Raw genomic sequence first — 11578 nt, 5'->3', positions numbered from 1 at the left:
TGTTCTAACCCTCTTTTTCACTCACGACGGGAGCGGCGGCGCCACAGCAACGCGAGCAGGGTGCCGAGGACGCCGGTGACCACGCCGACCGCGGCGGGGACGGCCATCGGCGGGTCCACCACGACCACCGGCTTCAGCACCACCGGCGCGGGCGGCTGGACCGGCTTCGGGGGCGCGTCGGAGCCGGTCGCCGTCCACGCCGTGACGAACACGAGCAGCCGCGCGACGAGCGAGATGAAGAAGATGAGGCCGATGATCGAGCCGAACGCGATCCCGGTCGGCGAGTCGCCGATCAGCCGGAGGTAGAACCCCCCGGCCAGCTTCAGCGCCTCGAACCCGACGGCGAGGGCGATCGCGCCGCGGACCGCGCTGCGCACCCCGACCTTCTGCCGCGGCAGCCGGGTGAGCACCCACAGGAACACCAGCCAGTCCGCGACCAGCGAGAGCGGCACCGACGACGCGGACACGAGCTGGTGCCCCCAGCTCGTGTCGTCGAGGCCGGCCAGCCGGAGCAGGTAGCCGCCGAGCGCGGTGCCGGAGATCGTGAGCGTGAACGACACCAGCAGCGCCGCGCTCAGGCCGAGCAGCGCGAGCAGGTCGACGGCGATGAGCCGCGGCAGCGACTGGTCCGACCGGTTCTGCCCCCACAGCGCCGTCAGCGAGTCCCGCAGCGCGTTCATCCAGTTCCAGCCCGAGTAGAGGCCGATGGCCAGGCCGACCACCCCGACGCTGGTCCGCTGCTTCACGAAGCCGGTCAGCAGGTCGGTGGCCTTGCCCCCGAGCCCGCCGGGCAGCGTCTTGACGATGGCGGAGACCAGCGTGCCGAGCAGGTGCGGCTGGGTGGCCAGCACGAACCCGCCGACCGACGAGGCGACCATCAGCAGCGGCACCAGCGACAGCAGGCTGAAGTAGGTGATCGAGGCGACGTAGTGGTAGCCGCCGGCGTCGATGTAGCGGTTGGTCGCGCGGGCGATGTGGTCCAGCCACCGGTACCGGGCGCGCGCCCGGGCCCACGGGCTCGGCGCCTTCGGGGAACTCTTCACGGACACTGTCTACCCAGCCGGGGCCGTCTTTGCGCAGGCAACACGCGGGCGGGCTCAGCCGAGAGCGACCAGGGCGGCCCCGTCGTCGACGGGCAGCGCGGCGTCGGTCGTCGCGAAGACGGTGCTGCCCAGGAAGTCGAGTTCGCCGCCGAGCGTGGCGAGGAAGGCGGTGTCGGCGGCGTCCCGGCCGGTGGAGATGCGCAGCATGGTCTGCCGCGGCGCGAGCCGGGTGGCGTCGAAGACGTACCAGTGGCCGTCGATCGCGGCTTCGAAGACGGCGTGGAAGTCCATCGGCGCGAGCCCGGGCGCGTAGACGCCGACGTAGCGCGCCGGGATGTCGAGGAACCGGCACAGGGTGACGCAGACGTGCGCGAAGTCACGGCAGACGCCCTCGCCCGCGAGCAGGGTGTCGATCGCGTCGTCGGTGGGACGGCTCGAACCGGCCACATAGGACAGTCGCTCGTTGACGTGCCGGACGAGGGCGGGGACCTGCTTCCGGGCGCCGTCGAGCTTCAGCAGCTCCGGCGGGACGAGCCCGGCGACGCGATCGGACGGGCAGTACCGGCTCGGCCGGGTGAACACGGCGACGTCGGCGAGCGTGACGGGCTCGGGTTCGGGGTCGGTGAGCGCGCGCTCGGCGTGGTAGGTGACGCGGTGCTCGCCGGCCGGGAGGTCGAAGACCTCGGCCCGGGTGCCGTACTCGAACTCCACGGGCCGGCTGTCGCCGTGCCAGGACACGCGGAGTTCCTCGGTGTCGGCGTGCGCCGCGGAGACCGAGATCGCCGCGGGTCCGGGTTCGGTGACGCGGATGGCGAACTCGACGTCCACGGTCGCTCGAGGGGCCATCGTCCCATCATGGCATCCCCTGGCGGAATCGGCCGCGGCGCGGTCGGGCGCCGATGCCCGGGTGTACCCCCACCCGGGCATCGGCCACTCTTGCACCGACGATGACGCGGCCGCGCTCACTCGCGTGAGGAGTTCCTCAGGCGTAGTTCACCGGGTAGTGCTTGATGCCGTTGATCCAGCTCGACCGCAGCCGCACCGGCGGTGCCGCCTCGGTGATGTTCGGCATCACGTCGGCGATGGCGTTGAAGATCAGGTCGATCTCCAGCCGGGCCAGGTTCGCGCCGATGCAGTAGTGCGAACCCGTGCCGCCGAACCCCACGTGCGGGTTGTCCTCGCGGAAGATGTCGAACTTCTCCGGGTTTTCGAAGACGTCGTGGTCGAAGTTGGCCGAGCTGTAGAACATGCCGACGCGGTCGCCCTTGCGGATCTGCGCACCGCCGAGCTCGGTGTCGCGGGTGGCGGTGCGCTGGAAGGCGACGATCGGGGTGGCCCAGCGGACGATCTCGTCGGGTGCGGTCTTCGGCCGCTGTTCCTTGAACAGCGCCCACTGGTCCGGGTGGTCCAGGAACGCCTTCATGCCGTGGGTGATGGCGTTCCGCGTGGTCTCGTTGCCGGCCACCGCGAGCAGGATCACGAAGAAGCCGAACTCGTCGGAGCCGAGCGATTCACCGTCGACGTCGGCCTGGATGAGCTTGGTGGCGATGTCGTCCATCGGGCACTTGCGCCGGTCCTCGGCCATGTTCCAGGCGTACCCGACGAGCTGGGCGGACGCCTCCAGCGGCTCGACCTCGTACTCGGGGTCGTCGTAGGCGACCATCTGGTTGGACCATTCGAAGATCTTGAGCCGGTCTTCCTGCGGAATGCCGATCAGCTCGGCGATCGCCTGCAGCGGCAGCTCGCAGGCGACGTCGGTGACGAAGTCGCCCGACCCCTTCTTCCGTGCCTCGTGCACGATCCGCTCGGCGCGGTCGCGCAAGGTGTCCTCGAGCTTCGAGATGGACCGCGGGGTGAAGCCCTTCGACACGATCCGCCGCAGCTTCGTGTGCTGCGGGGCGTCCTGGTTGAGCAGCACCAGGCGGTTCGCCTCGAGGTTGTCCTCGGTCATGTTCTCGTCGAAGCGGATGATGGCGGTCTTTTCCCGTGACGAGTAGAGCGTGCTGTCGCGGGAGACCTCCTTGACGTCCGCGTGGCGCGAGACGACCCAATAGCCGTCGTCGCGGTAGCCCGCGGTGTTGTGCTTCTGGGGGTTCCACCACACCGGGGCGGTCCGTCGCAACTCGGCGAACTCGGCGACCGGAAGTCGCTCCGCCAGGAGATCGGGATCGGTGAAGTCGAAACCGGCGGGGATGAGCGGAGCGGCCACGTTGCCTCCCACGGTTCGGCTTGGAACACGTTCTAAGTCCGATTAGAGCATACGGCGTTAACCAACGGAAGCCCGTCAGTGAAACCCGTTTACTTAACCGATGATGCCAGGTGAGCGAGCGCTCACCCGACAGAGATCAAGAAGCCGTCGAACCAGGGCAGGCTTGCGCAAAACGATAACTTGTTCTAGTTTTTGGGTCAGTGAACAGTGTTTCCCGACGAAAGGGACGACATGGGCGTGCCGGTCATCGTCGAAGCCGTGCGGACCCCGATCGGCAAGCGGAACGGGCTGCTGGCCGGCCTGCACGCGGCCGAGCTGCTGGGCGCCGCGCAGCTCGCCCTGCTGGACCGTGCCGGGATCGACCCGGCCCTCGTCGAGCAGCTCATCGGCGGCTGCGTCACGCAGGCCGGTGAGCAGTCCAACAACGTCACGCGCACGGCGTGGCTGCACGCGGGCCTGCCCGAGACGGCGGGCGCGACGACGATCGACGCCCAGTGCGGCTCGGCGCAGCAGGCCACCCACCTCGTCGCCGGCCTGATCGCGGCGGGCGCCATCGAGGCCGGCGTCGCGTGCGGGGTCGAGGCGATGAGCCGGGTGCCGCTGGGCACCAACCGCGCCGGCGCGTCCCCGCGGCCGTCGTCGTGGACGATCGACCTGCCCAACCAGTACGGCGCGGCCGAGCGGATCGCGGTCCGGCGCGGGCTGACGCGGGAAGACGTCGACGCGTTCGGCGCGGCCTCCCAGCACAAGGCCGAGGCCGCCTGGGCGGCGGGCCACTTCGACCGCGAGGTGGTCCCGGTGAAGGCGCCGGTCCTCGACCCCGAAGGTGCTCCGACCGGCGAAACCCGCCTGGTCGGCCGCGACCAGGGCCTGCGCGAGACGACGGTCGAAGGCCTCGCCCGGCTCAAGCCGGTGGTCGAGGACGGGATCCACACGGCGGGCACGTCGTCCCAGATCTCCGACGGCGCGGCCGCGCTGCTCCTGATGGACACCGACCGCGCGACGGCGCTCGGCCTGCGTCCGCGGGCCCGGATCGTCGCGCAGGCCCTGGTCGGCGCCGAGCCGTACTACCACCTGGACGGCCCGATCCGCGCGACCGAACGCGTCCTCGAGCGGACCGGGATGACCGTGGGCGACCTGGATCTGTTCGAGGTCAACGAAGCCTTCGCCTCGGTGGCGCTGTCGTGGCAGCAGGTGGTTTCGCCGGACCCGTCCCGGGTCAACGTCAACGGCGGCGCGATCGCCCTCGGCCACCCGGTGGGCAGCACGGGCGCCCGGCTGCTGACGACGGCGCTGCACGAGCTGGAACGCCGGGACGCCTCGACGGCGTTGGTGACGATGTGCGCGGGCGGCGCGCTCGCCACCGCGACGATCATCGAACGGCTCTAGCCCGGCAGGTGGGCGTCAACCTCGATCTCGATCTTCATGCGCGGATCCGCCAGGCCGCACTCCAGCATCGTCGCCGCCGGGCGGACCGCCGCGAACGCCTTGCGCAGCACCGGCCAGCACGGCTCGAAGTCCTCGCGCGCCGGCAGCAGGTACCGCACGCGGACCACGTCGGCGAGCGTGCACCCCGCCTCTCCAAGCGCCGCCTCGATGTTGCGCAGGCACTGTTCCGCCTGCTCCACGACGTCTTCGGAGATCGTCATCGCCGAATAGTCGAAGCCGGTGGTGCCCGAGACGTACACGCGGTCGCCGTGCACCACGGCGCGGGCGTAGCCGATCTGTTCCTCGAATGCCGACCCGCTGAGGATCGCTCGCCGTTCCGTCATGCCGCGCACGTTAGCGGGCGGCCGTTGTGCTTCACTTCGGTGCATGATCTCGGAAAGCCGTTGCCCGGTGGAGGACGGTGAGCTCCTCGTCCGCCGCGGCGGCGAGGGCCCGGCGCTGCTGCTGATCGCGGGCGGCACCGGGGCGGGTGACTCCTACCGCGCACTGGCGAAGCTGCTGTACGCGGACTACACCGTGATCACCTACGACCGGCGCGGTCACTTCGGCAGCACCGACACCACCACGGGCCCGGTCCCGGTTTCGCGACAGGCCGACGACGCGCTGGCGGTGCTCCGCCACGCGGCCGACGGCCCGGCGCTCGTCTTCGGCTCGAGCGCGGGTGCGCTGATCGGTCTCGACCTCGTGGCCCGGTATCCGGACCGGGTGACGACGCTGGTCGCGCACGAACCCCCGGCGGTGCACCTGATGCCGGACGCGGGCGGCTGGCTCGAAGCCGCCGCGGAACAGGTGCGGCTGGCCCGTTCGGGTGAGCTGATGGCCGCGGTGACGCGGTTCGCGGACGCGATCGCCGGCGCGGCCCTGCCCGACCTGCCGAACCTCCGCCTGCCGCACGAAGCCGACTGGATCCGGCTGTTCGACCGCGAGCTGACGGAGTTCTTCGACTACCTGCCGGACCTGCGCGCGCTGCGCAAGGCGAGCACGGAGATCTTCCCGGCCGCGGGCGAAGGCAGCCGCGGGCGTTACCACTACCAGCCGGCGAAGATCCTGGCTCTGGAGCTGGGTTTGCCGTTCACCGAGATGCCGGGCGCGCACCTGGCCCCGCAACGGAACCCGGCGAAGTTCGCCGCGGCGCTCAAGGACCTGCTGACCCCGGACGCGTGAGTCCGCGGTGTAACAGCCCTTCCGGCTGCGGCGACTCGGAAGGCGTTGCAAGTCAGCCCACCCAGGATGACGCGGACTACCGGGAGCAGGGAGTCGCATGGCGCAGGCCATCCAGATGCATCTCAACCAGGCTCTGATGCGGATCCCCCGCCGCGCCGAAAGCGCCGATCGGTCGACATTAGCGGCCACCTACGTCACGGCCGGTTCCTTTTCCGCCATGATCAACTCGGCTGATCACCAGATCCTCTTCGGCAGACGCGGCACAGGCAAGACCCACGGACTGTTGCATCTCGATGACCTCATCGAACAGACCGGCGACATCGCCATTTACCTCGATTTGCGCACGATCGGGTCAACCGGCGGCCTCTATGCCAATGAGGCCTTGAGCCCGGCCCAACGCGGCACCCAACTCCTCGTGGACACGCTCGAGGCAGTCCACGACCAGCTTGTCACGGCGGCGCTCGAAGGCAAGAACTTCGACCAAGATCGGGTCATGCACGGCCTCGATGACTGGGCTGCCGCAGCGACCGAAGTCGAGGTCGTCGGGGAGACCGAGCAAGAGCAGACCCACAGTGACGCCGACGAACATGCTGGTGGCTTCGAAGCGTCGCTGGGCCGAATGGGCGGAGTCAAAGCCAACCTGCAGCACAAAGCTTCCTCAACAGCGTCCAACCGGCGGAAACGCACGGGTGTCGAACAGCACCGAGTCATGTTCGGTCCGCTCAGCAGAGCGATCCAAACAGTCGCCGACGCCATTAGGCCGGCGAGATTGTGGCTACTGCTCGACGAATGGAGCAGCGTACCGCTCGACCTGCAGCCCTTCCTCGCGGACCTGTTGCGACGCAGTGTCTTGCCGATACGCGGCATCACAGTGAAGATCGCTGCCATCGAGCACCGCGCACGCTTCTTCGTTCCAGTCCACGAGGATTACCTCGGCATCGAGGTGGGCTCGGACGCCGCTTCGACTGTGAGCCTCGACGACGCCTTGGTCTTCGACCAGTCACGACAACAAGCCCAGGCGTTCTTTCGACAGCTGTTCTACAACCACGTCCGACCAGTTCTCGCGACGATGTTGCGCGCAGCCACCCCGGACATCGATGACTTCGCGGAGGGCACATTTCAGGACGGAGCACTACCCGAGCTCGTCAGAGCCGCCGAAGGAGTACCCCGGGACGCGATCAACATCGCCGCGCTCGCCGCCCAGCATGCACACACCGGCAAGATCAATGTCTCCCACGTGCGGCGAGCTGCGAAGGACTGGTACCTGCGGGACAAGAAGATCGCGCTGAGCAGGTACGAGGGCGCCGACCGGCTCCTCACCAGTCTCGTCGACGAGGTGGTGGGACGGCGCCGGTCCCGGACCTTCCTCCTGCCCGCGGTGGACCGTCCGGCCACGATCGACGCGTTGTGCGACGCGCGCCTACTCCATGTCCTCCGCCGGGGCGTTGTAGATCCCCGACACCCAGGACGGCAGTACGACGGCTTCGCCATCGACTACGGCTGCTACGTCGCACTGCTCACCGACGACACCAAGAATGTCCCGGCCGACGACTTCCGCTTCGACAAGGCCGTCGTCGACCTCGCCCGGCTCGCCGATTAGCCGCTCAAACGACCCGGATGCCGTCCTTCCAGACCTCCCGGACGTTCGACGCCAGCGCCGGGAAGTCGTACGGATCGCCCGACACCACCACGAGGTCCGCCCGCAGCCCCGGCTCGATCCGGCCCAGCTCGCCGTCGAGGCCCAGCAGCCGGGCCGCCGACGACGTCGTCGCCTCCAGGACGTCCCCCGGCGTCATGCCGCACGCCGCCATCAGGGCCAGCTCCTCCAGGTTCGTTCCGTGCGGGCCCACGCCGCTGTCGGTGCCCATCGCGATCCGGACACCCGCCGCGTACGCGCGGCGGACCGAGTCGCGGTGGGCCTCCACCACTTCGCGGGCCTTCGCCACCACCGCCGCCGGGAGGTCGACGCCCGCGTCGGCCGCCCGGACCACGTTGACCGGGGCGATCAGCGTCGGCACCAGCCACGTGCCGTGGCCGAGCATCAGCTCGATCGCCTCGTCGTCGAGGTAGATGCCGTGCTCGATCGAACGGACCCCGGCGCGGACGGCGTTCTTGATGCCCGCCGCGCCCTGCGCGTGCGCCATCACCGGGCGGCCCTGCATCGCCGCCTCGGTGACCAGGACGTCCAGTTCCTCCGGCGTGAACTGCGAGTGACGCGGGTCGTCGCGCGGGGACAGCACCCCGCCGGTCGTGCAGACCTTGAGCACGTCCGCGCCCGCGCGCAGCATCGTCCGCGCCACGCGGCGCATCTCGTCGGGACCGTCCGCGGTGGCGTCCGGCCGGCCCGGGTGCGGCATCAGCAGGGGGACGCACATCCCGGACGGGTGCCACGCGTCGCCGTGGCCGCCGGTCGGGGTGATCAGCCCGATCGAGATCTGCAGCCGCGGCCCTGGGATCAGCCCGTCGTCGACGGCCTGCTTGATGCCGAGGTCCGCGCCCGCGGCGTCGCGGACGGTCGTGATGCCCAGCCCGAGCGTGGCCCACAGGTTCCGCGCGGCTTCGTAGAACTGGTAGGAGAACGGCTTCTGCACGCGGGACAGCAGCCCGATGTCGGACACGGTGACGTGCACGTGGCAGTCGAAGAACCCGGGCAGCAGCACCGCACCCGAGCAGTCGACGCCCTCGTCGCCGTCCAGGTCCGTGCCGACGCCGACGATCCGGCCGTGCTCGACGGCGACGTCGGCCGCCGACGGCTCCGACCCGGTGCCGTCGAAGACCGAACCGCCGGTGAAGACCGTGCGCGTCACGCCGCCTCCTCCTTCGCGGGCGCGGGAACGGCGAGCCGTTCCACCACGGCGGCCAGGGCGAGCACGACGACGTTCGCGCCCAGCCCGAGCAGGCCCACGTTGACCGTACCGGCCAGGTGAGTGTCCACAAAGGTCAGCCAGACGACCACGAGCTCGCCGGCGACCAGCCCGGCCAGCACCGGGCCCTTGCCGACCGGCACGCGCCGCAGGAACCCCAGCAGGTTGGCCGGGGCCAGCTGGACCGACCCCGAATAGGTGAGCAACAGCAGGTTGGCCAGCAGATCGGGCCGGAAGATGCCGAGCACGAGGGCCAGCGTACTCGCGAGCACAACCGTGCCGTGGTTGATCCAGAACTGCCCGCGGCCGCTGCGGACGCGGGCGATGTTGCGCGCCACCAGCGACGAGATGCCGATCAGGATGCCGGCCGCCGGGACCATCGCGGTGGCCGTCGCGGCGACCACGATGATGCCCGTCACCCAGCCGGGCAAGGCGTCCTTCGACAGCGTCAGCAATACGCCGTTCGGGTCACTCCCCTTCGGCACCACGAGGATCGCCGCGAACCCGACGATCATCGGCAGCAGCAGGCACAGCTCGTACACCGGCATCCAGGCGTAGTTGCGACGCAGCACCTTCGGGTCGCGCGCGGACATCAGGGCGGGCCACGAGTGCGGCAGCGTCATCAGCCCGACGCCGATCGCGCTGACCAGCATGCTCGTCACGAACCAGACGTGGTCGTTTGCTCCACTGTGGACGATCAGCTTCTCGGGGTGCAGCTGCTCGATCTTGTGGAACACCGCGGGAATGCCGCCGGCGAAGTGCGTCGGCACCGCGATGATCAGCACGACGAGGGCGGCGAGCATGATCCCGTCCTTGAAGTAGGACGTCGCCGCGACACCGCGCAACCCGGCCCACAGCACGAACGCGACCACCAGCACGCTGCCGGCCACCATGCTCAGCGTGCCGGACGCCGTGTCGCCGGTGACCAGCCGGACGATCAGCCCGAGCCCGGTGATCTGCAGCTGCAGGTACGGCAGCACGAACACGACGCCGAGCACCGCGGACAGCGTGCCGAGCGTCCGGCTGGAGTAGCGGTCTTCGAGGAAGTCGCCCTGGGTGAGGTAGCCGCGGTCCTTCCCCATCGTCCAGAGGCGTTTCGCGAGGAAGAACAGGATGACGTAAGCGATCGGGACGTACGGCAGCGCGTACATCGCGGCGACGCCGCCGGAGAAGGCGAGGCCGGCCATGCCGAGGAAGGTGAAGGTGGTGAACACCTCCCCCGCCTGGAGGAACCACATCGTGACGGCGCCGAAGCGGCGGCCGCCGACGGTCCATTCGGCGAGGTCCGCGGCCGGGCGGCGGCGTCCGACGAAGCCGAGGACGCCGATCAGCACGATACCCGCGAGGGTGAAGGCGAGGATCATTCGTCGTCCTCCCGCGCGCGCATCAGGCGTTCCGACAGCAGCAGCGCCGGGGTGAACATGAGGCACCAGAACGCGCCCCACACGATCATCCGCGGCAGGCCGAGCCACAGCCCGGTGGTGTTGACGAACGGCAGGAACGGCATCAGGACCAGCGCGACGACGGGGAGCACCGGCGGCCAGTGGTAGCTGCGCACCGGCGTCACCCGGCCAGGAGCGCGAGGCGGCGGACGGCGAGCTCGGCCAGCAGCGCGGCGCCGTCGGCGAGCACGCTGTCGTCGAAGCGGGCACGCGGCGAATGGTTGTCCGGCGCGGTCTCCGGGTCCGCCGGGCACGCGCCGAGGAACAGGTACGCCCCCGGAACCCGTTCCAGGACACGGGAGAAGTCCTCCGAACCGGTGATCGGATCGGCCAGCTCGGTGAACCGGTCCGCGCCGAAGACGTCGCTGATCGTGCCGGCCACGAAGGCGTACGCGTCGGGGTCGTTGACCGTCGCGGGGTACTCGGGTTCGTAGGCGACTTCGACGCCGAGGCCGTGCGCCTGCGCGATGCCGCGGCAGACCTGCTCCGCCCGCTTCCCCACCCGCGCCGCGGCTCCGGGCGAGAACGACCGGAGCGTCGCCTCGAACACCGCGTCGTCCGGGATGATGTTGCGGCGGGTGCCGGCGTGGAACGAACCGACGGTGACCACGACCGGGTCGAAGACGTCGAAGGTGCGCGTCACCATCGTCTGCAGGGCGGTCACCATCTCGCAGGCGGCCGGGATCGGGTCGCGGGCGTCGTGCGGGGACGAGCCGTGGCCGCCTTCGCCCTTCACCCGGACTTCGAGGGCGCCCGACGCCGCCATCAGCGTGCCCGGGCGGGTGGCGAACTGGCCCTTCGCGTAGCTCGCGGCCGAAACGTGCAGTCCGTAGGCGGCGTCGACGTGCTTGCCGGACGCCGTCAGGACGCCTTCCTCGATCATGTGGCCGGCGCCGTCCCAGCCTTCTTCGCCGGGCTGGAACATGAAGACGACGTCGCCGCGCAGCTCTTCGCGCCGGGCGGCGAGCAGCCGGGCCGCGCCGACCAGGCCCGCGGTGTGGAGATCGTGGCCGCACGCGTGCATGGCGCCGTCGAGGGTGGAGCTGAACTCCTCGCCGCTGGCCTCGGTGACCGGCAGCGCGTCCATGTCGCCGCGCAGCAGCACGGTCGAAGTACGTCCTCCCGCTGAGACCGCGCCAGACGCCGTGCCGCCGGGTTTGCCACCGCGGAGAACGGCGGTGATCGACGTCAGGTTCTCGCCGAGGGTGAGTTCGAGGCCGAGGCCGTCGAGGGCGGTCAGGACCCGTTCCTGGGTGCGCGGCAGGTGCAGGCCGATCTCGGGGATGCGGTGCAGGTCGCGGCGCAGGGCGACCAGGTCGCCGAGCAGGGCGGCGGAGTCGGAGCGCAGAGTCATCCGCCGATCATGCGAGAGTCGAGCACAATGGCCGGGGAAAACCCGCGAAACCA

At 70.1% G+C, this 11578-nt stretch carries 11 protein-coding genes; 3 read left to right on the top strand and 8 right to left on the bottom strand.

The genetic code is table 11. The features are described from left to right. Window positions 1-17 precede the first annotated feature (17 nt). From CF165_RS41570 to CF165_RS41560, 3 genes are all read right to left on the bottom strand, one after another. Window positions 18-1043 carry a YhjD/YihY/BrkB family envelope integrity protein gene (locus tag CF165_RS41570; RefSeq protein WP_093953085.1) on the bottom strand — a complete coding sequence of 342 codons (1026 nt, stop codon included), beginning with the start codon at window positions 1041-1043 and terminating at the stop codon, window positions 18-20. Between the two features lie 54 nt (window positions 1044-1097). Continuing rightward, the gene (locus tag CF165_RS41565; protein WP_093953076.1) at window positions 1098-1889 is read right to left on the bottom strand and encodes a transglutaminase-like domain-containing protein; all 792 of its coding nucleotides are present in this window, start codon (window positions 1887-1889) and stop codon (window positions 1098-1100) included. Window positions 1890-2025: 136 nt separating this feature from the next. After that, the gene (locus tag CF165_RS41560) at window positions 2026-3252 is read right to left on the bottom strand and encodes a cytochrome P450 (RefSeq protein ID WP_167441728.1); all 1227 of its coding nucleotides are present in this window, start codon (window positions 3250-3252) and stop codon (window positions 2026-2028) included. Window positions 3253-3483: 231 nt separating this feature from the next. Here CF165_RS41560 and CF165_RS41555 point away from each other — a divergent pair, with 231 nt between their 5' ends. After that, entirely contained in the window at window positions 3484-4641 is a 1158-nt protein-coding gene (locus CF165_RS41555) for a steroid 3-ketoacyl-CoA thiolase (RefSeq protein WP_093953074.1), read from the top strand. On the opposite strand, the gene CF165_RS41550 is transcribed toward CF165_RS41555, so the two are convergent. Continuing rightward, a complete protein-coding gene (locus CF165_RS41550) occupies window positions 4638-5024 on the bottom strand; it encodes a RidA family protein (RefSeq protein ID WP_093953073.1) in 387 nt (128 codons plus the stop codon). The genes CF165_RS41555 and CF165_RS41550 overlap by 4 nt on opposite strands. 43 nt (window positions 5025-5067) lie before the next feature. Here CF165_RS41550 and CF165_RS41545 point away from each other — a divergent pair, with 43 nt between their 5' ends. Then, a complete protein-coding gene (locus CF165_RS41545; protein ID WP_167441727.1) occupies window positions 5068-5865 on the top strand; it encodes an alpha/beta fold hydrolase in 798 nt (265 codons plus the stop codon). Window positions 5866-5962: 97 nt separating this feature from the next. Next, the gene (locus CF165_RS41540) at window positions 5963-7465 is read left to right on the top strand and encodes a hypothetical protein (RefSeq protein WP_093953071.1); all 1503 of its coding nucleotides are present in this window, start codon (window positions 5963-5965) and stop codon (window positions 7463-7465) included. 4 nt (window positions 7466-7469) lie between these two features. Here CF165_RS41540 and CF165_RS41535 read toward each other — a convergent pair whose 3' ends face one another. Genes CF165_RS41535 through CF165_RS41520 form a run of 4 tightly spaced genes read right to left on the bottom strand, consistent with a single transcriptional unit; the run spans window position 7470 to window position 11525 of the window. Then, the gene (locus CF165_RS41535) at window positions 7470-8672 is read right to left on the bottom strand and encodes a metal-dependent hydrolase family protein (RefSeq protein WP_093953070.1); all 1203 of its coding nucleotides are present in this window, start codon (window positions 8670-8672) and stop codon (window positions 7470-7472) included. Then, the gene (locus tag CF165_RS41530) at window positions 8669-10093 is read right to left on the bottom strand and encodes a sodium:solute symporter family protein (protein WP_093953069.1); all 1425 of its coding nucleotides are present in this window, start codon (window positions 10091-10093) and stop codon (window positions 8669-8671) included. Before CF165_RS41530 ends, CF165_RS41535 begins: the two co-directional genes overlap by 4 nt. Further along, window positions 10090-10287, bottom strand: a complete 198-nt coding sequence (locus CF165_RS41525) for a hypothetical protein (protein WP_093953084.1) — start codon at window positions 10285-10287, stop codon at window positions 10090-10092. Before CF165_RS41525 ends, CF165_RS41530 begins: the two co-directional genes overlap by 4 nt. A 5-nt stretch (window positions 10288-10292) precedes the next feature. Continuing rightward, the gene (locus tag CF165_RS41520; RefSeq protein ID WP_093953068.1) at window positions 10293-11525 is read right to left on the bottom strand and encodes a M20 metallopeptidase family protein; all 1233 of its coding nucleotides are present in this window, start codon (window positions 11523-11525) and stop codon (window positions 10293-10295) included. Window positions 11526-11578: the final 53 nt, after the last annotated feature.

The organism is Amycolatopsis vastitatis (genome assembly GCF_002234595.1).
In the GTDB taxonomy this organism is placed as follows: domain Bacteria; phylum Actinomycetota; class Actinomycetes; order Mycobacteriales; family Pseudonocardiaceae; genus Amycolatopsis; species Amycolatopsis vastitatis.
Note: the sequence above shows the minus strand (reverse complement) of the source record. Positions and strands in the feature narration are given on the sequence as shown.